The 23,308-nt window shown below is 65.2% G+C and carries 20 protein-coding genes and 1 other RNA gene; 12 read left to right on the forward strand and 9 right to left on the reverse strand.

Annotated elements, in window-relative coordinates; all coding sequences use genetic code 11:
- Window positions 1–26: 26 nt before the first annotated feature.
- The 5 genes from Q2941_RS24560 to ffs all read right to left on the reverse strand — a co-directional run bounded on the left by Q2941_RS24560 (window position 27) and on the right by ffs (window position 3,587).
- A complete protein-coding gene (locus Q2941_RS24560; protein WP_458193968.1) occupies window positions 27–461 on the reverse strand; it encodes a hypothetical protein in 435 nt (144 codons plus the stop codon).
- 30 nt (window positions 462–491) lie between these two features.
- Entirely contained in the window at window positions 492–1,094 is a 603-nt protein-coding gene (gene recR, locus Q2941_RS24565; RefSeq protein ID WP_027520814.1) for a recombination mediator RecR, read from the reverse strand.
- A 1-nt stretch (window position 1,095) separates the two neighbouring features.
- Window positions 1,096–1,416 (reverse strand): YbaB/EbfC family nucleoid-associated protein, encoded by a 321-nt coding sequence (locus Q2941_RS24570; RefSeq protein ID WP_027520815.1) that lies wholly within the window; start codon window positions 1,414–1,416, stop codon window positions 1,096–1,098.
- Between the two features lie 144 nt (window positions 1,417–1,560).
- On the reverse strand, window positions 1,561–3,396 hold the full coding sequence (locus Q2941_RS24575; protein ID WP_027520816.1) for a DNA polymerase III subunit gamma/tau: 1,836 nt from the start codon (window positions 3,394–3,396) through the stop codon (window positions 1,561–1,563).
- Between the two features lie 94 nt (window positions 3,397–3,490).
- Window positions 3,491–3,587, reverse strand: an RNA gene (gene ffs, locus Q2941_RS24580) — signal recognition particle sRNA small type.
- A gap of 179 nt (window positions 3,588–3,766) precedes the next feature.
- Between ffs and Q2941_RS24585 the strand changes: the two genes are divergently transcribed.
- From Q2941_RS24585 to Q2941_RS24625, 9 genes are all read left to right on the forward strand, one after another.
- Window positions 3,767–4,627, forward strand: coding sequence for a transporter substrate-binding domain-containing protein (locus Q2941_RS24585; protein ID WP_458193969.1), 861 nt, complete (start codon window positions 3,767–3,769; stop codon window positions 4,625–4,627).
- Window positions 4,628–4,847: 220 nt separating this feature from the next.
- A complete protein-coding gene (locus tag Q2941_RS24590; RefSeq protein WP_254110009.1) occupies window positions 4,848–5,510 on the forward strand; it encodes an amino acid ABC transporter permease in 663 nt (220 codons plus the stop codon).
- Complete coding sequence (locus tag Q2941_RS24595; protein WP_254110008.1) at window positions 5,507–6,313, forward strand: amino acid ABC transporter ATP-binding protein; 807 nt, start codon at window positions 5,507–5,509, stop codon at window positions 6,311–6,313. The genes Q2941_RS24590 and Q2941_RS24595 overlap by 4 nt, the downstream gene beginning before the upstream one ends.
- Window positions 6,313–7,068: an SDR family NAD(P)-dependent oxidoreductase gene (locus Q2941_RS24600; protein ID WP_254110007.1), complete on the forward strand. Its 756-nt coding sequence runs from the start codon at window positions 6,313–6,315 to the stop codon at window positions 7,066–7,068. The genes Q2941_RS24595 and Q2941_RS24600 overlap by 1 nt, the downstream gene beginning before the upstream one ends.
- The gene (locus tag Q2941_RS24605) at window positions 7,065–8,192 is read left to right on the forward strand and encodes a muconate cycloisomerase family protein (protein ID WP_027520821.1); all 1,128 of its coding nucleotides are present in this window, start codon (window positions 7,065–7,067) and stop codon (window positions 8,190–8,192) included. The genes Q2941_RS24600 and Q2941_RS24605 overlap by 4 nt, the downstream gene beginning before the upstream one ends.
- Window positions 8,193–8,464: 272 nt before the next feature.
- Window positions 8,465–8,884 carry an HIT domain-containing protein gene (locus tag Q2941_RS24610; RefSeq protein ID WP_458193970.1) on the forward strand — a complete coding sequence of 140 codons (420 nt, stop codon included), beginning with the start codon at window positions 8,465–8,467 and terminating at the stop codon, window positions 8,882–8,884.
- A 27-nt stretch (window positions 8,885–8,911) separates the two neighbouring features.
- Window positions 8,912–9,856 carry an NAD(+) diphosphatase gene (gene nudC, locus Q2941_RS24615; protein WP_458193971.1) on the forward strand — a complete coding sequence of 315 codons (945 nt, stop codon included), beginning with the start codon at window positions 8,912–8,914 and terminating at the stop codon, window positions 9,854–9,856.
- Between the two features lie 12 nt (window positions 9,857–9,868).
- A complete protein-coding gene (locus Q2941_RS24620) occupies window positions 9,869–10,789 on the forward strand; it encodes a PfkB family carbohydrate kinase (protein WP_458193972.1) in 921 nt (306 codons plus the stop codon).
- Window positions 10,790–10,888: 99 nt separating this feature from the next.
- Window positions 10,889–11,398 (forward strand): Lrp/AsnC family transcriptional regulator, encoded by a 510-nt coding sequence (locus Q2941_RS24625; protein WP_027520825.1) that lies wholly within the window; start codon window positions 10,889–10,891, stop codon window positions 11,396–11,398.
- Window positions 11,399–11,568: 170 nt separating this feature from the next.
- Here Q2941_RS24625 and Q2941_RS24630 read toward each other — a convergent pair whose 3' ends face one another.
- Window positions 11,569–13,068 carry a phosphomannomutase/phosphoglucomutase gene (locus Q2941_RS24630; RefSeq protein WP_458193973.1) on the reverse strand — a complete coding sequence of 500 codons (1,500 nt, stop codon included), beginning with the start codon at window positions 13,066–13,068 and terminating at the stop codon, window positions 11,569–11,571.
- A 439-nt stretch (window positions 13,069–13,507) separates the two neighbouring features.
- Between Q2941_RS24630 and Q2941_RS24635 the strand changes: the two genes are divergently transcribed.
- Window positions 13,508–14,134, forward strand: a complete 627-nt coding sequence (locus tag Q2941_RS24635) for a transglutaminase-like cysteine peptidase (RefSeq protein WP_458193974.1) — start codon at window positions 13,508–13,510, stop codon at window positions 14,132–14,134.
- A 32-nt stretch (window positions 14,135–14,166) separates the two neighbouring features.
- Here Q2941_RS24635 and Q2941_RS24640 read toward each other — a convergent pair whose 3' ends face one another.
- The 3 genes from Q2941_RS24640 to Q2941_RS24650 all read right to left on the reverse strand — a co-directional run bounded on the left by Q2941_RS24640 (window position 14,167) and on the right by Q2941_RS24650 (window position 18,755).
- Window positions 14,167–14,682, reverse strand: coding sequence for a TIGR02281 family clan AA aspartic protease (locus tag Q2941_RS24640; protein WP_027520828.1), 516 nt, complete (start codon window positions 14,680–14,682; stop codon window positions 14,167–14,169).
- Window positions 14,683–14,807: 125 nt separating this feature from the next.
- On the reverse strand, window positions 14,808–17,285 hold the full coding sequence (gene hrpB / locus Q2941_RS24645) for an ATP-dependent helicase HrpB (RefSeq protein WP_458193975.1): 2,478 nt from the start codon (window positions 17,283–17,285) through the stop codon (window positions 14,808–14,810).
- A 153-nt stretch (window positions 17,286–17,438) separates the two neighbouring features.
- Window positions 17,439–18,755, reverse strand: coding sequence for a UDP-glucose dehydrogenase family protein (locus Q2941_RS24650; RefSeq protein ID WP_458193976.1), 1,317 nt, complete (start codon window positions 18,753–18,755; stop codon window positions 17,439–17,441).
- Window positions 18,756–18,953: 198 nt separating this feature from the next.
- On the opposite strand from Q2941_RS24650, the gene Q2941_RS24655 reads away from it, so the two are divergent.
- Both Q2941_RS24655 and polA read left to right on the forward strand, forming a co-directional pair.
- Window positions 18,954–20,021 (forward strand): acyltransferase family protein, encoded by a 1,068-nt coding sequence (locus tag Q2941_RS24655; RefSeq protein ID WP_458193977.1) that lies wholly within the window; start codon window positions 18,954–18,956, stop codon window positions 20,019–20,021.
- A gap of 196 nt (window positions 20,022–20,217) precedes the next feature.
- Window positions 20,218–23,301 (forward strand): DNA polymerase I, encoded by a 3,084-nt coding sequence (polA, locus tag Q2941_RS24660; protein WP_458193979.1) that lies wholly within the window; start codon window positions 20,218–20,220, stop codon window positions 23,299–23,301.
- The last annotated feature ends 7 nt before the right edge of the window (window positions 23,302–23,308 follow it).

Here is a 23,308-nt window from a genome sequence, read left to right on the forward strand (position 1 = left end):
ACGACACCGAGTTATTGGCGCGTCCCCTACTGCTTCTTCACCAGGCTCCATTTCGTGATCACGGCCTCGCTCACCTGGCCGGGATCGCTGGCGCAGGCGACCTCGTCGACCTTCACGGAAATTTCCTTGCCGACGAATGATTTCAACTGCGCGGCCTGCGCGTCGCTGGAAGTGACGAGCTGGAATGTCTCGGGGCCGGTCTCGAGATTGCACAGCCCGCTGGGCGCGGGCAGCCGCCGCGGCTCGGACGTGATCTGGTAGGTCGCGACCTTCTTGCCCTTCTTGGCATCGCGAACCTGCATCGTGTTCAGCTCGCCCGAGAGCACATCGCCGTTGTTGATCGGCTTGCCGGGCTTTGACGGCGGCGGAGCACCATCGTCCTGCTGCGCCGAGACGGCCGGCGTCACCAGCACCATCATCGTCGCGACCAAAGCCAGCCGTTTGGCGAATCGTTTCGTCATGTCGTCCGTTCCGTCGTCTTAAGGGAATAGCTAGAACAGGGTCCGCTGCCGCATTGCCGCCGATAGCGTACCTTCATCGAGATAATCAAGCTCGCCGCCGACTGGCACACCATGGGCGAGCCGGGTTACTTTTACGTTGGCGTCCTGAAGCAGGTCGGTGATGTAATGCGCCGTGGTCTGGCCGTCCACCGTCGCGTTCAGCGCCAATATGATCTCGTGCACCTGCGGATCATGCGCGCGGGCGACCAGCGCGTCGATGGTGAGATCCTGCGGGCCGACGCCGTCGAGCGGCGACAATGTCGCGCCAAGCACATGATAGCGCCCTTGCGTCGCATTGGCCCGCTCCAGCGCCCAGAGATCGGCGACATCGGCGACCACGACGATGATGGCGGGGTCGCGCCGCGGGTCGGTGCAGACCGTGCAGGGACTTTGCGTATCGATATTGCCGCAGGTCTTGCACACCTGGACCTTGTCGAGCGCGACCTGCAAGGCGGCGGAGAGCGGCATCATCAGCGCTTCGCGCTTCTTGATCAGGTGCAGCGCGGCGCGCCGCGCCGAGCGCGGGCCCAAACCGGGCAGCCGCGCCAGAAGCTGGATCAGGCGTTCGATCTCGGGACCGGCAACGGCTCCCATGTCACTGGCCGAACAGGCCCGGCGGCAGGCCGAGCCCGCCGGTGAGCGCCTGCATCTTCTCCTGCATGGCGGCTTCCGCCTTGCGGCGCGCATCGCCGAGTGCGGTGACGAGCAGATCCTCAAGCACCTCGCGCTCCTCAGCCTTCAAGAGCGAAGGATCGATCCTGACGCCCTTGACGTCCATCTTCGCGGTCATGCGCACCGCAACCAGGCCGCCGCCGGAGATGCCCTCGACCTCGACATTCCCGAGCTCGTCCTGCATCGCCTGCATCTTGGATTGCAGCTGCGCCGCCTGCTTCATCATGCCGAGAAAATCAGCCATGAGTTCTTGTCCTTAAAACGGGTGTGTCCTTAAAACTGACTAAAGCGCGATGACACACGCTTTAGCATTTTGTTTGAGCATGATCTTCCCGGAACACCGCTGCACACTTTGCGCTAACTCGGCCCTTCGGATCCGGATCATGCTCTAGAGATCGTCGATGTCGGAACCGTCGGGGGGATCGTCACTGCCATAGTCGGCGTTAATATTGGATTCCGGCGTCTCGGGGGCAAGCCTGCGGACCTCGACAACCTTGGCGCCTGGGAAGCGCGACAGCACCTCCTGCACGCGTGGATCGGCCTCCGCGGTCCGCGCGTGCTCCTGCTTGGCGGCCTGGTTGATCGAGCGCAGTGTCGGCTGGCCCTGCTCGTTGGACACGATCACCGTCCAGCGGCGGCCGGTCCAGAGCTCGAACTTGCGCGCGAGTTCGGAAATCATGGTCTTGGAGGCGTTCGGCTCGAGCGCGACTTCCAGCCGGCCCTCCTCGAAACGGACGAGGCGCATGTCGCTTTCGAGCGCGCCCTTGGTCATGAGGTCGCGCTTCTGGCCGGCGAGCGCGACGAGCTGGGTGAAGCTCGTGATGCGCAGCGCGGGCGCCGAGCCTTGGATCTCCGGCGCGGGCGCTGCCATTTGCGGCCGCGCGCCACCGCCGAATGAGGACGGCGACGAAGGCGCGCGCACCGGCGCAGCAGAAGCAACCGGCGCGGTCGGCGTGCTGCGCGCCGCGCTTCCGCCGCTCACGACCGGCGAAGCGCCGCCGTTCTGCTCCAGCATCCTGATTGCTTCGTCCGGCGTCGGCAGGTCGGCGACATAGGCGATGCGGACCAGCACCATCTCCGCGGCGGCCGCCGGGCGCGTTGCGGACTGCACCTCGGTGATGCCCTTGAGCAGCATCTGCCACATCCGCGACAAGACGCGCATCGAGATCTTGGACGCAAAGTCGCGCGCGCGCAGCCGCTCGGTCTCGCCATAGGCGACGTTGTCGGCGGTGGCTGGCACGATCTTGACGCGGGTGACGAAGTTGACGAATTCGGCGAGGTCCGAGAGCACGACGATGGGATCGGCACCGGTGTCGTACTGGTCGCGGAACTCGTTGAAGGCGGCGGCGATGTCGCCGCGCACCAGCGAATCGAAGAGGTCGATGACGCGGGTGCGGTCGGCAAGGCCCAGCATCTGCCGCACGGCATCGGCCTTCACCTGGCCCGCCGCATGGGCGATTGCCTGGTCGAGCAGCGAGAGCGAATCGCGCACGGAACCTTCCGCCGCGCGGGCGATGATGCCAAGCGCCTCGGGCTCGATCTCGACGCTTTCCCTCGCGGCGATATTGGCAAGATGCTTCATCAATACATCGGCCTCGACCCGGCGCAGGTCGAAGCGCTGGCAGCGCGACAGCACGGTCACCGGAACCTTGCGGATCTCGGTGGTCGCGAACACGAACTTGGCGTGCTCCGGCGGCTCCTCCAGCGTCTTCAGGAAGGCGTTGAACGCCGCCGTCGACAGCATGTGGACTTCGTCGATGATGTAGACCTTGTAGCGGGCGCTGGCCGGTGCATAGCGCACGCTGTCGTTGATCTGGCGGACGTCATCAACGCCGGTGTGCGAGGCGGCGTCCATCTCCAGCACGTCCATGTGCCGACTTTCCATGATCGCCTGGCAGTGCACGCCCAGCGTCGGCATGTGGATGGTCGGGCCCTTCACCGAGCCGTCCGGCATCTCATAGTTGAGCGCACGGGCGAGGATGCGCGCGGTGGTGGTCTTGCCGACGCCGCGGACGCCCGTGAGGATCCAGGCCTGCGGAATACGCCCGGTCTCGAACGCATTGGAGACGGTGCGGACCACGGCCTCCTGGCCGATCAGATCGTCGAAGCTGGAAGGACGGTATTTTCGCGCCAGCACCCGGTACGGCGTCCCCGGCTGGGCGCCGAGCTCAAAGCCAGCCTGGCTGGCGCTGTCAGGGTCGGAAGGGGCGCCAGCGTCGGTCATCGGTCGATCCGCAATGAAATGTCTCTCGGCCGGCTTTTGCGGAAAGGAGCGCGCTGGCGGGGAGCCCGCCGGCGCAATTCGCTCGAAAAAACAGGTAGGAGACTGACGAGCGACCCGATCCGGACCTCGTTAGGGCTGCTTCCTTCCGGACCTGACCCGGTTGGCGAGTGGCTCGTCCACCGCCAATCTCCCGGTCCCTATTTGGGGCCAAAAGGGCCGGAAAGCAAGCGGGTATCGGATCGGGTATCAGCCTGCCCAGCATCCGGGCAAATCCCCGCCCAAAGCGCCAAGAGGCTGTGCTTTCACTGATGGTGCCGCCTTGGTATGAACGCTGCCGGAACTTCACCCAATCAGAAAAGCGATACCAAAAATGGTTACACGTCGTGATGTTGCATCGATTGTCGGGCTTGGCGCGGTCGGCGCGGCAATGGCGGCAGGCGCGGTCGCATCCCCGGCGGCGGCGCAGACGGCCCCCGATGCCAGCGAATCCACCTTCGCCCGCATCCGCCGCACCAAGAAGATGCGGATCGGCGCGGTCAATGGCGGCGCGCCCTATTACATGAAGGACCTCGCCAGCGGGCAGTGGAAGGGTTTTTACATCGACATCGCCAAGGCGCTCGCCGACGACATGGAAGCCGAGCTCGAGATCACCGAGACCACCTGGGGCAATTCGGTGCTCGATCTCCAGTCCAACAAGATCGACATCTTCTTCGGCCTCAATCCGACCCCGAAGCGCGCGCTGGTGGTCGATTTCTCGATTCCCGTCTTCAACAACGCCTTCGGCTTCCTCGCCAAGAAGGATTTCAAGCCGAAGACCTGGGCCGAGCTGAACTCCCCCGACATCAAGATCGCCGTCGACCAGGGCTCCTCGCACGACCAGGTCATCAGCCGCCTGATCCCGAAGGCGCAGATCTCGCGCCTGAAGACCGCCGATGACGCCACCGCCGCGCTGCAGACCGGCCGCGTCGACGCGCAGTGCCTGATCACCATGCTCTCGCTGACGGTGCTGAAGAAGAATCCCTCGCTCGGCCAGTTCGTGCTGCCGACGCCGATCTTCGCCACCACCTCGAACGCCGGCTTCCGCCGCGAGACCGACAAGACCTGGCGCGACTACGTCAACACCTGGATCGACTTCAACAAGGGCCTCGGCTTCATCCGCACCGCGATCCTCACCAACATGGAGCTCGTGGGCGTGACGGAGGCGGACATTCCGCCGGGCGTGACGCTGTAGGTAGGATGAGTTTGAGGCAAGCTCGATCCGCGATTGGCACTGCGCCCCCTCTCCCGCTTGCGGGAGAGGGTTGGGGTGAGGGTGCTTCCACAAAGAGACTCCGGCAATGGAGAGAGCCCTCACCCGGTGCTTCGCGCCGACCTCTCCCGCAACCGGGAGAGGTGCAGTGAGACTGCGGCTCCGCCAATCCAAACGTCCTCAAGGCTGAGGTCCGGAAGACATGTATCAGTGGGACTTCGGCATCCTCTGGGGCTATCGCTGGCTCTTCCTCAACGGGCTCGGCGTCACCGTCGGCTTCACCGTGGTCATCGTGCTGCTCGGGCTGCTGTTCGGCCTCATCGCCGCGCTCGCGATGCTGTCGCGCTTTGGCTGGCTGCGCGGCATTGCGCTGACCTTCGTCGAGGCGTTCCGCTGCACGCCGATCCTGGTGCAGCTGATCTGGTTCTACTACGCGCTGCCGATCCTGGCAGGCGTCGAAATGACGCCGATCACGGCCTCGGCGCTGGCGCTGTCGCTCTATGGCGGCTCGTTCTATTCGGAGATCATCCGCGGCGGCATCGTCTCGATCGACAGTGGCCAGTCGGAAGCGGGCGCCGCGCTCGGCATGACGCCGCGCCAGGCCATGATGCGCATCGTCCTGCCGCAGGCGATCAAGCGCATGATCCCGGCGCTGATGAACCAGTCGATCATCCAGTTCAAGAACACCTCGCTGGTCTCGGTGCTCGCCGTGCCCGACCTTGTCTATCAGAGCCAGGTCGCCGCGCATGACAGCTACCGGCCGCTCGAGACCTACACCGCGGTGGCGCTCGCCTATGCCGCGATCCTGATTCCCCTGACCATCATCGTGCGGCGGGGCGAGAAGCGCCTGGCGGTCAGCGAATGAGCGATACGTCCAAAGATACTTGCAAGATCGAGATCCGAAGCTTGCGCAAAAGCTTCGGCAGCAACGAGGTGCTGAAGAACATCAACCTCGACGTCGCCAAGGGCGGCGTGGTCGCGCTGATCGGGCCGTCGGGCTCGGGCAAGTCGACGCTGCTCCGCTGCATCAATCTGCTGGTCGTGCCGAACGGCGGCAGCGTCCGCGTCGGCGAGACGCGGTTCGCGTTCGGTGAAGGCGCGAAGCTGCCGGATGTGAAGACGCTGGCAAAATTCCGCGCCAGCACCGGCATGGTGTTCCAGCACTTCAACCTGTTCCCGCACATGACGACGCTGCAAAACGTGATGGAAGGACCCGTCACGGTGCGCCGCATGCCGAAGGCAGACGCGGAAAAACTGGCGCGAGCGCAATTGGCAAAAGTCGGGCTTCTGGAAAAGGCCGATCAATATCCGGCGACGCTTTCGGGCGGACAGAAGCAGCGCGTCGCGATCGCGCGGGCGCTCGCCATGGAGCCGGACGTCATGCTCTTCGATGAAGCGACCTCCGCGCTCGATCCCGAGCTCGTCGGCGAGGTGCTGGGCGTGATGCAGCAGCTCGCCTCCGAAGGCATGACCATGGTGATCGTGACTCACGAAATCGCTTTCGCCCGCGAGGTCGCGGGCCGCGTCGTGTTCATGCGCGACGGCGTCGTGGTCGAGGACGGCCCGGCGCGGCAGGTGATCGATGCCCCGCGCGAGGCCGCGACGCGGGCCTTCCTCAGCCATTTCCACCGCACCGGCGCATTGCCGCCGGCCAACGTGACATCGTGATGCCCGAGATCAACCGCGTTTATCTCGTCACCGGCGCCGCCAGCGGCATCGGCCGTGCCACGGCAAAGCTCCTGGCAGCGCCCGGCACCGCGCTCCTGCTGCACACACGCTCGAACGCAACCGGCCTCGATGCTACGGCCGCCGAGGCCGAAGCGCGCGGCGCGACGATTGCAAAATGTCTTGGCGACTTCGCTGAGGAGAGAGCCGCGGCTGATGCCGTCGCGGCCGCGCAAGCCGCCTTCGGCCGGCTCGACGCGCTCGTCCTCGTGGGCGGCCATGCCCGCCGTGGCAGCGCGATCGGCACGCCGGCGGACGAGTTCCGCCGCGCGATGGACGAGTCAGCGCTCGCCTTCACGCGGCTGGTGGAGGCCGCGCTTCCGCTATTGCGTGCGGGGCACGACGCGCGGATCGTGGCGGTGTCGTCGTTCGTGGCGCACGCGATCCGCCCCGACTTCGCGCCATTCGCGGCGACCGCCGCAAGCCGCTCCGCGCTGGAAGCCTTGGTGCGGCTCACCGCAGTTGAACTGGCCAGCGACGGCATCGCAGTCAATGCGGTGGCGCCGGGCCTCATCGTCAAGGACAAGCCGAGCTCGAGCCGGCTTTCGCCCGAACAGATCGCCGCAACGGAAGCGTTGATTCCCATGCGCCGTCGCGGCCGCCCGGAGGAAGTGGCCGAGATCATCGCCTTCCTGGCATCACCGAAGGCATCCTACGTCACCGGCCAGGTCTGGCACGTCAATGGAGGCCTGGCATGACCGAAGCAACCGTCGCGCGGCTTCGCCTGTTCCTGATCGAAAGCCCGATCAAGATGGCGCGCCTCCAGGGCGTCGGCAACGTCAAGGGCACGGTGAAGCGCGTGCTGCTCGAGCTCACCGCAAGCGACGGTGTGGTCGGTTGGGGCGAAGCGGCGCCGTGGGAGGTGTTCACGGGAACGCCGGAAGCGGCGTTCTCCGCGCTCGACATCTACTTGCGTCCGATCCTGCTCGGCAAGCCGGTGCGCCGCATCCGCGCACTGATGGCGGAGCTCGACCGCGCGCTGGTCGGCCATGCGGAAGCAAAAGTCGCGATCGAGACGGCGCTGCTCGACATCGTCGGCAAGTCGGCGGGACTTTCGGTCGCCGACCTGCTCGGCGGCCGCGTGCGCGACACGATCCCCCTCTCCTTCTCGATTGCCGATCCCGATTTCGCCGCCGACCTCGAGCGCATGCGCAAAATGGTTCCGGACGGCAACGTCATCTACAAGGTCAAGACCGGTGTGAAGCCTCATCGCGAGGACCTCGATCACCTCTCGGCGATCCGCAAGGAATTCGGCGACAAGGTCGACCTTCGCGTCGACTACAACCAGGCCCTGGCGCCGTTCGGCGCGATCAAGATCCTGCGCGACGTCGAGCAGTTTTCACCGACCTTCATCGAGCAGCCGGTGCCGCGTAGATATCTCGACGTCATGGCACAGCTAACATCAGCGCTGGAAACGCCTGTTCTCGCCGACGAAAGCTGCTTTGACCGCCGCGACATGATGGAGGTGGTGCGCCGGCAAGCCGCGGACGCCGTCTCGATCAAGCTGATGAAGGCCGGCGGCCTGTTCGAGGCACAGGCCATCATGGCGATTGCCGACGTTGCCGGGCTGCCCGGCTATGGCGGCACGCTGTGGGAAGGCGGCATCGGGCTCGCTGCCGGCACGCAGCTCATCGCGGCAACGCCCGGCATCTCGCTCGGCTGCGAATTCTATATGCCGCATCACGTGCTGGCCGAGGACGTCCTGGAGGAGCGCATCCCCAACCGCGGCGGCCATGTCGTCGTGCCCGATGGTCCCGGCCTCGGCATCCGCGTCAGCGAAGCCTCTATCCGCGCCAACGCGCGCGTGCTGGCGGAGGCGTAAATGACACGCCGTCATTCTGGGGCGCGCGAAGCGCGAGCCCGGAATCCATAACCACAGGATCAGGTTGGGAGGCGAGACTGTAACCGATATCTCGCGCCACAACTGCTCCCTGTGGCTATGGGTCCCCGCCTTCGCGGGGACGACAGCAGAGCATGCCGCTCCTGCGGAGCGCGATCCTTCCCCTATGGGAATCCGTGGCGTATGGTCGGGGCAAAATACTTGGGGTTCCTGCCCTTGCCGCCCGAGCCTGTCGGGCCATCCGGACACTCTTCATGCCTGATCCCGCCTGGTCGCTGCACTCCCGCCTGAAAGAGGACACCATCGACATCGGCGACCTGCCGTTGTCGAAAGTGCTTGTCATCAAGGACGCGCATTACCCGTGGCTGTTGCTGGTGCCGCGGCGCGCGGATGCGGTCGAGATCATCGATCTCGACGAGGTCCAGCAGGCGCAATTGATGACCGAGATCACGCGCGTCTCCCGCGCGCTGAAGGAGATCACCAAATGCGACAAGCTCAACGTCGCAGCCCTCGGCAACCTCGTGCCGCAGCTTCACGTGCACATCATCGCGCGCCGCACCAACGATGCGGCGTGGCCACGCCCGGTCTGGGGCGTGATGCCGCCCTTGGCGCATGATGCCGAAGAGGTGCAGAATTTCATCAGCGCGCTTCGCCGCAAGATCTGGTTGGGTTGAAAGAACGATTGGGTTGAAAGAACAATAATGTCAGCATTCGACTCGTTCCCGCTGGGACAGCCGGCCTTCGTCACCAATGTCCTCGATCGCGCCGCGCACCTGCGCCTCAATGAGGAAAAACTCTTCGCGATCGAACAGAAGCCGTCGTCGCGCGCTTATGTGATCTATCGCGACTCGCTCCTGGTGAGGCGCGAGGGCGAGCGCGTCCGCGCCCTGCTCTCGATCGACGAAGCCATCAAATGCGGCGCCAATCCCGGCACGATCTTCTTGGGGCTGCGCGATGGCGCCGCGGTGTTCGGCATGGGCATGCCGCAGGCCGCGGCCGAAAAGCTGATCGGCCGTGAGGACTATGCCGTGACCGAATTGCGCGGCATGGCCATGCAGGGCGCGATCCACCCCGAGGAGCTATCCGCGATCGCGATGGCGAAGTCGATGGTCACCTGGCATCAGCGCCACGGCTATTGCGCCAATTGCGGCGCCCGCAGCGCGATGAAGGAAGGCGGCTGGAAGCGCGAGTGCCCGACCTGCAAGGCCGAGCATTTTCCGCGCACCGACCCGGTCGTGATCATGCTGGTCGCCTCCGGCGACAAGTGCCTGCTCGGCCGCCAGAAGCAGTTTCCGCCGGGCATGTATTCCTGCCTCGCCGGCTTCGTCGAGGCGGCCGAGACCATCGAGGACGCGGTGCGCAGGGAGATTTTTGAGGAATCCGGCATTCGCTGCACGGACGTCACGTATTACATGACGCAACCCTGGCCCTATCCATCGTCGCTGATGATCGGCTGCAGCGCGCGGGCGCTGACCGATGAGATCACCGTCGACCACTCGGAGCTGGAGGACGCCCGCTGGTTCAGCCGCGACGAGGCACGACTGATGTTGTCGCGGACGCATCCGGAGGGGCTTGCCGGCCCGCACCCCTTCGCCATCGCCCATCATCTGGTCGGCCGTTGGTTGCAGGGCAAGGACAGCGTGTAGCTGCGACGGCCGATGTCCGCCAGAACAATCGCGCCGCGCATCCTCTGCATCGGCATCCCCGTGCGCGACCTCACCTTCCGCGTGGAAGGTGTGCCCGGGCATGGCAGCAAGGCGAACGCCACGCATCTGGAGGAGATCTGCGGCGGCAATGCGCTCAACGCCGCGATCGCCATCGCGCGGCTCGGCGGCCGCGCTGCGCTGGTCGGGCCGATGGGCGATGCACAGGAAACCTCGAGCGGCTTCATCCTCGAACGCATGGCGCAAGAGGGCATCGATGTCAGGCACGTCGTGCGCATGCCGGGCCTGACGACGCCGGTCTCGGCGATCATGATCGACGCGAGCGGCGAGCGCACTCTCGTCATCTATCGCGATCCCAAGCTGTGGACGGTGAAGCTGCCTGAAGCCGACGCGCTGCTCGGCGATTGCGACGCCATTTTGGTCGAGAGCCGCTGCGCCGAATTCGCCCTTCCCCTCTGCGCCGAGGCGCGACGCCGCGGCATTCCCGTCATCGTGGGCGTCGACCGCGCGATGTCGCCGGGCGATGGCCTCTTCGCGGCCGCCTCGCACATCCTGTTCGCCAGCGAGCAGTTGCAGGAAACGGCTGCTGTTGCCGACGACGGTGGGGCGCTAAAGACGCTGACGAGGCTGACGCCGGCATTCCTCGCCGCCACCCGCGGCCCGCGTGGAACGATCTGGCTGAATGAGCGGGGCGAGCCGGAGGAGACGGCGGCCTTTCCGGTCCACGCCGTGGATACGCTCGGCGCAGGCGACGTCTTCCATGGCGCCTTTGCCCTTCGCCTCGCCGAAGGCCGGGATGCGCGGGAGGCGCTGCGATTCGCCGCGGCCGCGGCGGCACTGAAATGCACCCGCTTTGGTGGCGGCCTGGCCGCCCCGCAACGCATTGAAGTTGAAGGGCTTTTGCTCGGAGGCTGACCGGCGCGGGCACCCTGTCGCCCGGAATATGGGCTTGCTCTAGAAGATTTTTCTATATATGAGGTGTTTCGACCCCTGAAATGGAAAAAAGTTCCTCAAATGAGCGACCTCGCCGTCCAACTCCCAGAGACCAACCGCCGCCTCGACGCCATCGACCGCAAGATTCTGATGGTACTCCAGGAGGACGCCTCCCTGTCGGTCGCCGAGATCGGCGACCGGGTCGGGCTCTCGTCCACGCCTTGCTGGAAGCGCATCCAGCGCCTCGAGGCCGATGGGGTGATCCTCAAACGGGTGGCGCTGGTCGACCAGAACAAGATCGGGCTCGGCATCTCCGTGTTCGTCTCGGTGGAGAGCGCCGACCATTCGGAGGCCTGGCTGAAGAAATTCGCCGAGGCCGTCAGCGCCATGCCCGAGGTGATGGAGTTCTACCGCATGGCCGGCGACGTCGATTACATGCTGCGCGTCGTGGTCGCGGACATGCAGGCCTATGACGTCTTCTACAAGAAGCTGATCAGCGCCGTGCCGCTCAAGAACGTCACCTCGCGCTTCGCCATGGAGAAGATCAAGTCGGTCACCGCACTCCCGATCCCGGCGGTGGTGGCGGCTTAGGCTACGAATCTCACCACAAGGGAACTGTCATCGCCCGGCCTCGACCGGGCGATCCAGTATTCCAGAGACGGCGATTGGATACGGAGAAGCTGCGGCGTACTGGATGCCCCGGTCGAGCCGGGGCATGACAGCGGAGAGGAAGGCATCGATCACGCCTCCCTCGAGCCGCCTCAAATCTTCTGATTGTACTCGCCGACTTCCGGATGCGTGCGCAGCACGCCGTCCACCATCTCGAACATGTCGCGCATGCGCTGCTCGGAGACGGGGCTTTCGACCACGACGACGAGCTCGGGCTTGTTCGAGGACGCGCGCACCAGGCCCCAGCTGCCGTCTTCCACCGTGACACGCACGCCGTTGACGGTGACGAGGTCACGGATCGCCTGACCGCCGATCTTGGCGCCCTTCTCGTGCAGGCCTTCGAAATGCTTCACCACGGCATCGATGACGCCGTATTTGACCTCGTCCGCGCAATGCGGCGACATGGTCGGCGACGACCAGGTTTTTGGCAGGGCGTTCTTCAGATCGGCCATCGACTTGCCGGGGGCGCGGTCGAGCATGTCGCAGATCGCGATCGCGGAGACGAGGCCATCGTCATAGCCGCGCCCGAACGGCTTGTTGAAGAAGAAATGGCCCGACTTCTCGAAGCCGGCAAGCGCGCCCATCTCGTTGGTACGGCGCTTCATGTAGGAATGGCCAGTCTTCCAATATGCCGTTTTCGCACCCTGCTTCTGGAGCACGGGATCGGTGATGAACAGGCCGGTCGACTTCACGTCGACGACGAACTGCGCGTCCTTGTGGATCGCCGACATGTCGCGCGCCAGCATCACGCCGACCTTGTCGGCGAAGATCTCCTCGCCGGTGTTGTCGACGACGCCGCAGCGGTCGCCGTCGCCGTCGAAGCCGAGGCCGACGTCGGCCTTGTGATGCAGCACCGCATCGCGGATCGCGTGCAGCATCTCCATGTCCTCGGGGTTCGGATTGTATTTCGGGAAGGTGTGGTCGAGCTCGGTATCGAGCGGGATCACCTCGCAGCCGATCGCTTCCAGCACCTGCGGCGCGAACGCGCCGGCGGTGCCGTTGCCACAGGCCGCGACGACCTTGAGCTTGCGCTTCAGCTTCGGCCGGCTGGTGAGATCGGCGATGTAGCGCGCCGGATAATTTTCGTGGAACTGATAGGAGCCGCCGGCCTTGTTCTTGAAATCGGCGCCCAGCACGATCTCCTTCAGCCGCGTCATCTCGTCGGGGCCGAAGGTCAGCGGACGGTTGGCACCCATCTTCACGCCGGTCCAGCCATTGTCGTTGTGCGAGGCCGTGACCATGGCAACGCAGGGCACATCCAGGTCGAACTGTGCAAAATAGGCCATCGGCGTCACGGCGAGGCCAATGTCATGCACCTTGCAGCCCGCCGCCATCAGGCCGGAGATCAGCGCATATTTGATCGAGGCCGAATAGCCGCGGAAATCGTGCCCGGTGACGATCTCTTGGCGAACGCCGAGCTCGGCGATCAGCGCACCCAGCCCCATGCCGAGCGCCTGCACCCCCATCAGGTTGATTTCCTTGTTGAACAGCCAGCGCGCGTCGTATTCGCGGAAGCCGGTGGGCTTCACCATGGGCTCGGATTCGAAGGCATAGGTGTTGGGCAGCAGCGCGGATTTCGGCGTGGGAAACATCGAGACAATCTCGTTAACAGGCAGGAGGAATATACCGCAGCCATAGCGAATGCTCAGGCCGAGCGGAAGGCGGGATCGGCGGCTTATGGCTAATAATTGCGGCAGTTTGGTAACGGAGAAACCTTACTTCAAGCGCGGCTCGGAGCGAAGCGCGGCTCGGAGCGCGCGGAACGGTTCGGCAAAGTTGTCGGCCAGAGTTCTCGACCATGATCGATCCGCTCATCGCGGATGTGCACTTTGTGCCTCACAACCTCTGATCGCGAGGTCGTGTTGAAACCAATCGGGCCGATCGCGCATATCCCACCCAGGATTACTCCGTCTCGCCCGGTGAACGATCCGCAATCGCCATGGCGCAGGACGCGGCCTGACTGATCATTAGAGCATTAATTCAAGCCTCGTCTCGAGCTCTCTCCACGACGTAACGCGTCGGAGACAAAGCATGCGCACGGCGTCGATCCTGGCTGCGATTGCATCCGGCATGATCTTGTCGATCAGCCAAATGACAGCCGCTCAATCTGCAAACGAGAGGTTGCCGGGCCTGCCGACCGGTCCCCCGTCCATGCCTCTGCACCTCAAGTTTGGCGATCCGACGCTTCCTCCGATGGCATACACGGTGTTCTGCCTGCACTACCGGGACGAATGCCGCCCCCGCCTGATGTTTCGTGGCGGTCCGGTGCACTTGACCGAGGCGCGATGGGAAGATCTGAAAGAGGTCAACGCGACCGCTAACAACGCCATCATCTCGGAACCGAACGAAGGGGGCCTGGCAACGGAGGTCTGGCTCATCGACCCCAAGCGCGGCGACTGCAACGACTACGCCGTCAGCAAGCGCCACAGGCTTCTGAGCCGAGGCTGGCCCGAGCGGGCGCTTCTGCTCAGCGAGGTCGAGACCGTCTGGGGCAAGCATCACCTGGTTCTGGTCGTTCGAACGCAGAGCGGCGACCTGATTCTGGATAATTTGACGGCGCAGATCAGACCGTGGCCACGCGCACCCTATCGCTGGATTCGAATTCAATCGCCGAGCAACCCGCGATATTGGAGCATCGTCGCGCCGCGTAGCGTATAGGGCGCCGTCAGGCGTTGGACCGAGGCGCTCGCCTACTGTTCCAGCACCATCTGGCCGTTGGCATATTCGAAGCGCCTCAGCTTGGACAGAAAGGAGAGGCCGAGCAAATTCTCGGACAGCGCCTCGTCAGGCAGAACCATGGCATCGACGTCGCGAACGATGAGACCGCCGACGTCGAGCATGGCGATGCGGGCGCGCGCGGCCTTGATGGTGCCGTTGGCGGTGGTGACCTTCGCGTTGTAATCGCCGCGCGACGGGCGCAGGCCGAAGCGGGCAGCCGATGTCTCGTTCAGCGCCACCACGGAAGCGCCGGTGTCGACCATGAAGGCGATGCGCTGACCGTCGATCCGCCCTTCCGTCTGGAAATGGCCGCGGGCGTCGCGCGGGATGCTGACGCTGCGATTGTTCGCTTGCGGCGCGGCGGCCTGCACGGCGGCCATCTGGCGCGGCACCGAGGTGGCGGAGGCCGAGCTCATCTTGTCGGCCATCTGCGCCATGAATGTGCCCAGCCCGATCAAGATGGCCGCGAAGATCATAATGTTACGCATGACACCACTCGGAACCGAAAACACGATTTCATCACGCTACGCGCCCGTCCGCGAGCGAGCCTGCGACCGGGGCGCCGCCATTTTGGCGAAAAGCGTGACGGAAGGGTTAATGCAAGCTTATGGAATTACGTCCCGCGCGGCTTGGCGCGCCGGGTGGGCAGAGCGTTCGCCGGATCGTCCGGCCAGGGATGGCGCGGATAGCGCCCGCGCAGATCGGAGCGGACCGCGATGTAACTGCCGCGCCAAAAACCGGGCAGGTCGCGCGTCACCTGCACCGGGCGCTGCGCCGGCGACAGCAGTTCCAGAACGAGCGGCACCTTGCCGCCCGCGATCGATGGATGGCTGTTGAGGCCGAACAGTTCCTGGAGCCGCACGGCGATGGTCGGCCCCTGCTCGGCCTCATAGTCGATCGCGAGCATCGTCCCGGTCGGCGCCTCGAAATGGGTGGGCACCTCGCGTTCGAGCCGGGCGCGCAGCTCCCACGGCAACAGCGCCATCAGCGCGTCGGAGAGGTCGCCGGCGGAGACGTCCTTCAGCGCCGTCTTGTCGTAGAGCGCAGGCACCAGCCAGTCATCGCGCCGCGCGATCAGGGCGTCGTCGGACAGATCGGGCCAGCTCTCGCCTTCAGCCTTGCGCAGGAACATCACGCGGTCGCGCCATTGGATGGCGGCTTTCGACCAGGGCAGCCGGTCGAGGCCGGCGGCGATCAGGCCGTCGGCGAGAATGCGGGCCGTCGTCTCGGACGGCGTGAGCGTGAGGGGTGCCTCAGACAACGTGATGGCGTGCAGCGCGCGTTTGCGGCGTGCGCGCAGCGCCATCGCGCCGCGATCAAAAGAAATCTCGTCCGAGGTTTCGATGTGCTCGGCGAAATGGCCTTCGATGTCGCCCTCGCTGATCGGCGCGGCAAGGAGGATGCGCCCGCTCGCCGCCGTGCCCGTCATCTCGGCCACCGCAATATAGGGCGCGCGCGCAAGCGACGACGTCTGCTCGACGGCCGCGCCGCGGCCATTGGCGAGCACGAAGCTGCCGTTGCCACGGTTGCGCGCGACACGGTCGGGGAAGGCGTAGGCGAGCATGATGCCGGTGCGCAAGTCGCCCTGCCCCAGCGTCCCTTTCTCCGATGATGCGACTTGCGAGGCCCAGCGCCGTGCGAGGTCGCGGGCGCTGCTGGCGCGAGGCGAGCGGTCGCGGCGGAATTGATCGAGACGGTGGTCGAGATCGACGCTGTCGCCGCCGAGCCCGCGCTCGGTGAGGATGGCGGCGATTTCGGCGGCGGCCTCGCCGCTGCCAGCGCGATGCGAATCCACGATCATGCGCGCGAGCCGCGGCGGCAGCGCCAGCGCGCGCAGGCTCTTGCCTTCCGCCGTGATGCGACCGTCGGCATCGAGCGCGTTGAGCTCGGCAAGCAGGCTCTTTGCCTCTTTCCAGGCGGGCTGAGGCGGCGGATCGAGGAACGAGAGTGCCGAGGCATCGCTCACGCCCCATTGCGCGAGATCGAGCACGAGCGAGGAGAGGTCCGCGCTCAGAATTTCAGGCTGGGTGTAGGGCGCGAGCGAGGCGGTCTGCGGCTCGTCCCAGAGCCGGTAGCACACGCCGGGCTCGGTGCGGCCGGCGCGGCCGCGGCGCTGATCGACCGCGGCGCGCGAGGCACGAACAGTCTCGAGCCGCGTCAAGGCGATATCGGGCTCATAGCGCGGCACGCGGGCGAGGCCGGAATCCACGACAATGCGCACGCCCTCGATGGTGAGCGAGGTCTCCGCGATCGAGGTCGCCAGCACCACCTTGCGCGTGCCTTTGGGCGCCGGCGCGATGGCGCGGTCCTGCACGGCGGCATCCAGCGCGCCGAACAACGGCACGATCTCGATTGCAGCATCATGGACGCGTTCGGCGAGAAAGTTCTGCGTGCGCCGGATCTCGGCCGCGCCGGGCAGGAACGCCAGCACCGAGCCGGCATCGGCGCGCAGCGCGGAGGCAATCGCATCCGCCATCTGTCGCTCCAGCGGCGCATCTGCCTTTCGACCGAGATAGCGCGTCTCGACCGGAAACGCGCGGCCCTCGCTCTCGACGACGGGCGCCTCCCCCAGCAGTCTCGCCACCCGGGCGCCGTCCAGCGTCGCCGACATCACGAGGATGCGCAAATCCTCGCGCAGGCCCAGTTGCGCATCGCGCGCCAGCGCGAGGCCGAGGTCGGCATCGAGCGAGCGCTCGTGGAATTCGTCGAACAGGACGGCGGCGACGCCCGTCAGCTCGGGGTCGTCGAGGATCTGGCGGGTGAAGATGCCCTCCGTCACCACCTCGATGCGGGTCGCGCGCGAGATTTTCGAGCCGAAGCGGACGCGATAGCCGACGGTCTCGCCGGCGCGCTCGCCGAGCGATTTGGCCATGCGGTCGGCGGAAGCGCGCGCCGCGATGCGCCGCGGCTCCAGCACGACGATCTTCTTACCCCTGGCCCAGGGCGCGTCCAGCAGCGCCAGCGGCACGCGCGTGGTCTTGCCGGCGCCGGGCGGCGCCACCAGCACGGCAGCGTTGTGCTTGTCCAGCGTGCGCGACAGGTCGTCGAGCACCGCATCGATCGGGAGGGGCGTGTCGAAGCTGCGAGGCAATGCGCTATCCGTTCGTCCTGCCCGGGCAAAAGCGCGAAGTACGTCTTCGCACCAAACGTCCCGGGGCATCCACGTTTCTTTAGCGCGGAGTGAACAAGACGTGGATGGCCGGGACAAGCCCGGCCATGACGGAATCGTTGCGGCGGCCTATCGTCAAACCTGCCCGGCAGGCCGTCCCACGCTCTCATAGACGAAGCCCGCGGCTTCCATGTCTTCGGGACGGTAGATGTTGCGCAAATCGACCACGACGGGCTGCACCATGGTCTCCTTCAACCGGTCGAGATCGAGCGCGCGGAACTGCACCCATTCGGTGACGATGACCAGCGCGTCCGCGCCCTTGGCGCAGGCATAAGCATCTTCGCAATAGTCGATGGCCGGCAACTCGTGCTTGGCCTGCTCCATGCCGACCGGGTCATAGGCGCGCACCTTCGCACCCTGGTCCAGCAAACCGGTGACGAGCGGGATCGAGGGCGCATCGCGCATGTCGTCGGTGTCGGGCTTGAAGGTGAGACCGAGCACGCCGATGGTCTTGCCGCGCAGCGCGCCGCCGAGCGCGTGGCTGACCTTGCGCGCCATCGCGCGCTTCCGGTTCTCGTTGACGGCAAGCACCGCCTCGACGATGCGCAGGCTCACGTCATAGTCCTGCGCGATCTTGATCAGGGCCTTGGTGTCCTTCGGGAAACAGGAGCCGCCGAAGCCCGGGCCCGCATGCAGGAACTTGGTGCCGATGCGGTTGTCCAGACCAATGCCGCGCGCGACCTCCTGGACGTTCGCGCCGACCTTCTCGGCCAAATCGGCGATCTCGTTGATGAAGGTGATCTTGGTCGCCAGAAACGCGTTGGCGGCGTATTTGATCAACTCCGCGGTGCGGCGCGCGGTGAACATCAGCGGCGCCTGGTTCAGCGACAGCGGACGGTAGATGTCGCTCATCACTTTTCGACCACGCTCGTCATTAGTGCCGACCACGATGCGATCCGGGAATTTGAAATCGCGGATCGCCGCGCCCTCACGCAGGAATTCGGGGTTGGACGCGACCACCACATCGGCCTTCGGATTGGTCTCGCGGATGATGCGTTCGACCTCATCGCCGGTGCCGACCGGAACGGTCGACTTGGTGACGATGACCGTGAAACCGGAGAGTGACGCAGCGATCTCGCGCGCGGCAGCGTAGACGTAAGACAAGTCGGCATGACCATCGCCGCGCCGCGACGGCGTACCGACCGCGATGAACACGGCCTCCGCCTCCGCCACCGGCCCCGAAAGATCGGTCGTGAAGCTCAGGCGCTTGGCCTTCACATTGGTCTCGACCAGCGAGTCGAGCCCCGGCTCGTAGATCGGGATCTCGCCGCGGTGGAGCGCCGCAATCTTGCGCTCGTCCTTGTCGACGCAGGTGACGTCATGGCCGAAATCCGCAAAGCACGCACCGGAAACCAGCCCCACATATCCCGTGCCGATCATGGCAATTCGCATGGAAAACCTGCCCGTCTTGGTTAACGCATAATGATGCTTCGCAGCGGTCTTAGAGCATTTTCATGTCCGCGGGGAAGAGGCTGCCCCAAGAAAGTCGGCAAGAAAACCGGCATGTGATTTGTAGAGTAAAGGGGACCGAAACCTGCCGCCGGCATACTGCCCCGCTCTTGGGCGGCAACCGCCTCGAAAAGGGACACCATGGCACCATCAGGCACAATCGTGGCAAGCGGAGGTTCCAAGACCTCGCCGCCGGCGCGCCTCGATTGGGTCGATTACGCCAAGGGCATCTGCATCGTCATGGTCGTGATGATGCATTCGGTGCTGGGGGACGAGCTCGCTGCCGGCGAACCCGGGTTCATGCATGGTCTGGTCGCCTTCGCAAAGCCGTTCCGGATGCCGGATTTCTTCCTGATTTCGGGCCTGTTCTTGCCGCTCGTGATCGACCGCGACTGGCGAATCTATCTCGACCGCAAGGTCGTGCATTTCGCCTACTTTTATGTCCTCTGGGTGACAATCCAGTTCGGCTTCAAGGCGCCAGCCTTCGCGGCCGAGACCAGCTGGCACCATGTGGGCCTTCTGTATCTCGAATCATTCATCGAGCCGTTCGGCACGCTCTGGTTCATTTACCTGCTGCCGATCTTCTTCGTCGTCACAAAACTGACACGGCGAATCCCGCCGCTCGCGATCTGGCTCGTCGCGGCGATGCTGGAGACGGCGCGCATCGCAACGGGATGGACCGCCATCGACGAGTTCTGCGCACGCTTCGTCTATTTCTATTCCGGCTATCTGTTTGCGGATTACGTGTTCGCCTTGTCGGATCGCGCGCGCCGGCATCCAGCTGTTGCCCTCGCGACGCTTGGCGCGTGGGTTCTCGTCAATGCGGGTATCGTTGCACACGGCGCCAGCGAATGGCCGATGGTCTCGCTTCTGCTCGGTTTCTCCGGCGCCGTCGCCATCGCGACGATGGGCACGCTGCTCGCGCATGCGCGCTGGCTCAACTTTCTTCGGTTCTGCGGCGAGCACTCGATCGTGATCTATCTCGCCTTCTTCCTGCCGATGGCCGCGACACGGACGCTTCTGCTGCGCACCGGCGTTGTTCCCGATATCGGCATGATGTCGCTGATCGTCACCATCGTGGGCGTCGCCGGTGCGCTCCTGATCTGGCGGGCCGCGCTGCGCCTGCACGCCCACTTCCTGTTCGAGCGGCCGGACGCCTTCTGGATCGCGCCGAAGAAGGCGGGGTCGGTGTTGCAGGCGGCGGAGTAGTTTCTCGCTCCGCTGTCGTCGCCCGGCTCGACCGGGCGACCCAGTATTCCAGAGACAGCAGTTATTGACCGATAGGCCGCGGCGTACTGGATTCCCCGGTCAAGCCGGGGAATGACAGTGGGGATAGCGGCGCCAGCGGCCCAAAAATCGCCCCTCAAAGGCTGTCAAATTCCGCAAAAATTCATACATTGCGGCCATGCCCAAAACCTCCCCGAAGACCACCGCCAAAGCTGACACCAAGGCTGCTGCACCCAAGGCGGCCGCTGAAACCAAATCCGCTGCTGCCAAGGCTGCTGCCAAACCCGTGGCGGCGAAGGCGGCCGGCAAGGGCGACCATGTCTTCCTGGTCGACGGTTCCTCCTACATTTTCCGCGCATACCACGCGTTGCCGCCGCTCAACCGCAAGTCTGACGGTTTACAGGTCAACGCCGTGCTCGGTTTCTGCAACATGCTGTGGAAATTGCTTCGCGACATGCCCGCGGACAACCGGCCGACGCATCTGGCGATCGTGTTCGACAAGTCGGAAGTCACCTTCCGCAACAAGCTCTATCCCGACTACAAGGCGCATCGGCCGCCGGCGCCGGACGATCTCATTCCGCAATTCGCGCTGATCCGCGAGGCCGTGCGCGCCTTCGACCTGCCCTGCCTGGAACAGGTGGGCTTCGAGGCCGACGATCTGATCGCGACCTATGCGCGGCAGGCAAGCGAGCGTGGCGCCGTCGCGACCATCGTGTCCTCCGACAAGGACTTGATGCAGCTCGTCAATGACAAGATCACCATGTACGACACCATGAAGGATCGCCGCATCGGCATTCCCGAGGTGATCGAGAAATTCGGCGTGCCGCCGGAGAAGGTGGTCGAAGTGCAGGCGCTGGCGGGCGATTCCACCGACAACGTGCCGGGCGTGCCCGGCATCGGCATCAAGACCGCGGCGCAATTGATCGTCGAGTATGGTGACCTCGAGCAGCTTCTGTTTCGCGCGACCGAGATCAAGCAGCCGAAGCGGCGCGAGGCGCTGATCGAGAATGCCGAGAAGGCGCGGATCTCGCGCCAGCTGGTGCTGCTCGACGACAAAGTCGATCTCGAAGTGCCGCTGGACGATCTCGCCGTCCACGAGCCCGACGCGCGCAAGCTGATCGCCTTCCTGAAGGCGATGGAGTTCACGACGCTGACCCGCCGCGTCGCCGAATACGCCCAGGTCGATCCCGCCGATGTGGAGGCCGATCCCGGCTACAAGACCGGTGCCAGCGTGTTCTCGCCACTGCCGCCCTCGGACGTCGTGCCGGCGCCGGGACCCGGAGCATCGGCGCAAACTGCACCCAAGGAGCGCAATAAGGCCGCCGGCAAGGAGGACAAGGCCGCAAGCCCGAAGGGCACGCCGGTCTCGCTCGCCGAGGCTCGCGCGGAAGCCGCGCGCAAGACCAGGATCGACCGTACCAAATATCAGACGATCAAGACGCTCGACCAGCTCAAGGCGCTGATCGCGCGCATCCACGACACCGGCCATGTCGCGCTCGAGGTGAAGGCGAACTCTGAAGACCCGATGCAGGCCGACATCTGCGGCATCGCGCTGGCGCTCGGCGCGGACGATGCCGCCTATGTGCCGCTGGCCCACAAGCCACCGGGCGGCGGCGCCGGACTGTTCGATGCGGGGCTCGCGCCCGACCAGGTGAAATTCGAAGCGGCCGTCGCGGCGCTGAAGCCTGTGCTCGAGTCGCAGGGCATCTTGAAGATCGGATACAACGCCAAGTTCATCGCGGTGCTGCTGGCGCAGGCCGGCATCACGCTGTGCAACCATGACGATTCGGAATTGATCTCCTATGTGCTCGACGCCGGCCGCGGCTCGCACGCGCTGGAATCGCTCGCCGAGCGCTGGCTCGGGCACGCGGTGCTCGCCGAAAGCGAGCTCGTCGGCAGCGGCAAGAACAAGCTCACCTTCGATCAGGTCGCGATCGACAAGGCGACCGAGCATTCCGCCGAGCGCGCCGATGTGACCTTGAGTTTGTGGCACGTGCTGAAGCCGCGCCTTATAGCCGAGCACATGAGCGCCGTCTACGAGACGCTGGAGCGTCCGCTGACCAGCGTGCTCGCGCGCATGGAGCGTCGCGGCATCTCGATCGACCGCCAGGTGCTGTCGCGGCTGTCGGGCGACTTTGCCCAGACCGCGGCGCGGGTGGAAGCCGAGATCCAGGAGATCGCCGGCGAGCCCGTCAATGTCGGCAGCCCAAAGCAGATCGGCGACATCCTGTTCGGCAAGATGGGACTTCCGGGCGGCACCAAGACCAAGACCGGCGCATGGTCGACGACGGCGCAGGTGCTGGATGATCTCGCCGAGCAGGGCCATGACTTCCCGAAGAAGATTCTGGAATGGCGCCAGGTCTCGAAGCTGAAATCGACCTACACCGACGCACTGCCGACTTACGTCAATCCGCAGACCCATCGCGTGCACACGACCTACGCGCTGGCCGCGACCACCACGGGCCGGCTGTCGTCGAACGAGCCGAACTTGCAGAACATTCCGGTGCGCACCGAGGACGGGCGAAAGATCCGCCGCGCCTTCATTGCGACGCCCGGGCACAAGCTGGTCTCGGCCGACTATTCGCAGATCGAGCTGCGGCTGCTCGCCGAGATCGCCGACATTCCCGTGCTGAAGCAGGCCTTCCGCGACGGGCTCGACATTCACGCGATGACGGCATCCGAGATGTTCGGCGTGCCGATCAAGGGCATGCCGAGCGAAATCCGACGCCGGGCCAAGGCGATCAATTTCGGCATCATCTACGGCATCTCCGCGTTCGGCCTTGCCAACCAGCTCGGCATCGCGCGCGAGGAGGCCTCCGCCTACATCAAGAAGTATTTCGAGCGCTTCCCCGGCATCCGTGCCTATATGGACGAAACGCGCGATTTCTGCCGGAGCCACGGCTATGTCACGACGCTGTTCGGCCGCAAGTGTCACTACCCCGACATCAAGGCGTCTAACGCCTCGGTGCGCGCCTTCAACGAGCGCGCCGCGATCAACGCGCGCCTGCAGGGCACGGCCGCCGACATCATCCGCCGTGCCATGACGCGGGTGGAGGACGCGCTGGCGGCAAAGAAGCTCTCGGCGCAGATGCTGCTTCAGGTGCATGACGAATTGATCTTCGAGGTGCCGGACGCGGAGGTCGAGGCGACGTTGCCGGTCGTGCAGCACGTGATGCAGGACGCACCGTTCCCGGCCGTGCTGCTCTCGGTGCCGCTCCATGTCGATGCCCGCGCGGCGACCAACTGGGACGAGGCACACTGACGGCGGG

It is taken from the genome of Bradyrhizobium sp. UFLA05-153 (assembly GCF_054185185.1).

What these genes read in the sequence shown, in the direction of transcription:
- Q2941_RS24560 (WP_458193968.1), bottom strand. Translation starts at nt 461, where the DNA reads ATGACGAAACGATTCGCCAAACGGCTGGCTTTGGTCGCGACGATGATG.
- recR (WP_027520814.1), bottom strand. Translation starts at nt 1,094, where the DNA reads ATGGGAGCCGTTGCCGGTCCCGAGATCGAACGCCTGATCCAGCTTCTG.
- Q2941_RS24570 (WP_027520815.1), bottom strand. Translation starts at nt 1,416, where the DNA reads ATGGCTGATTTTCTCGGCATGATGAAGCAGGCGGCGCAGCTGCAATCC.
- Q2941_RS24575 (WP_027520816.1), bottom strand. Translation starts at nt 3,396, where the DNA reads ATGACCGACGCTGGCGCCCCTTCCGACCCTGACAGCGCCAGCCAGGCT.
- Q2941_RS24585 (WP_458193969.1), top strand. Translation starts at nt 3,767, where the DNA reads ATGGTTACACGTCGTGATGTTGCATCGATTGTCGGGCTTGGCGCGGTC.
- Q2941_RS24590 (WP_254110009.1), top strand. Translation starts at nt 4,848, where the DNA reads ATGTATCAGTGGGACTTCGGCATCCTCTGGGGCTATCGCTGGCTCTTC.
- Q2941_RS24595 (WP_254110008.1), top strand. Translation starts at nt 5,507, where the DNA reads ATGAGCGATACGTCCAAAGATACTTGCAAGATCGAGATCCGAAGCTTG.
- Q2941_RS24600 (WP_254110007.1), top strand. Translation starts at nt 6,313, where the DNA reads ATGCCCGAGATCAACCGCGTTTATCTCGTCACCGGCGCCGCCAGCGGC.
- Q2941_RS24605 (WP_027520821.1), top strand. Translation starts at nt 7,065, where the DNA reads ATGACCGAAGCAACCGTCGCGCGGCTTCGCCTGTTCCTGATCGAAAGC.
- Q2941_RS24610 (WP_458193970.1), top strand. Translation starts at nt 8,465, where the DNA reads ATGCCTGATCCCGCCTGGTCGCTGCACTCCCGCCTGAAAGAGGACACC.
- nudC (WP_458193971.1), top strand. Translation starts at nt 8,912, where the DNA reads ATGTCAGCATTCGACTCGTTCCCGCTGGGACAGCCGGCCTTCGTCACC.
- Q2941_RS24620 (WP_458193972.1), top strand. Translation starts at nt 9,869, where the DNA reads ATGTCCGCCAGAACAATCGCGCCGCGCATCCTCTGCATCGGCATCCCC.
- Q2941_RS24625 (WP_027520825.1), top strand. Translation starts at nt 10,889, where the DNA reads ATGAGCGACCTCGCCGTCCAACTCCCAGAGACCAACCGCCGCCTCGAC.
- Q2941_RS24630 (WP_458193973.1), bottom strand. Translation starts at nt 13,068, where the DNA reads ATGTTTCCCACGCCGAAATCCGCGCTGCTGCCCAACACCTATGCCTTC.
- Q2941_RS24635 (WP_458193974.1), top strand. Translation starts at nt 13,508, where the DNA reads ATGCGCACGGCGTCGATCCTGGCTGCGATTGCATCCGGCATGATCTTG.
- Q2941_RS24640 (WP_027520828.1), bottom strand. Translation starts at nt 14,682, where the DNA reads ATGCGTAACATTATGATCTTCGCGGCCATCTTGATCGGGCTGGGCACA.
- Q2941_RS24650 (WP_458193976.1), bottom strand. Translation starts at nt 18,755, where the DNA reads ATGCGAATTGCCATGATCGGCACGGGATATGTGGGGCTGGTTTCCGGT.
- Q2941_RS24655 (WP_458193977.1), top strand. Translation starts at nt 18,954, where the DNA reads ATGGCACCATCAGGCACAATCGTGGCAAGCGGAGGTTCCAAGACCTCG.
- polA (WP_458193979.1), top strand. Translation starts at nt 20,218, where the DNA reads ATGCCCAAAACCTCCCCGAAGACCACCGCCAAAGCTGACACCAAGGCT.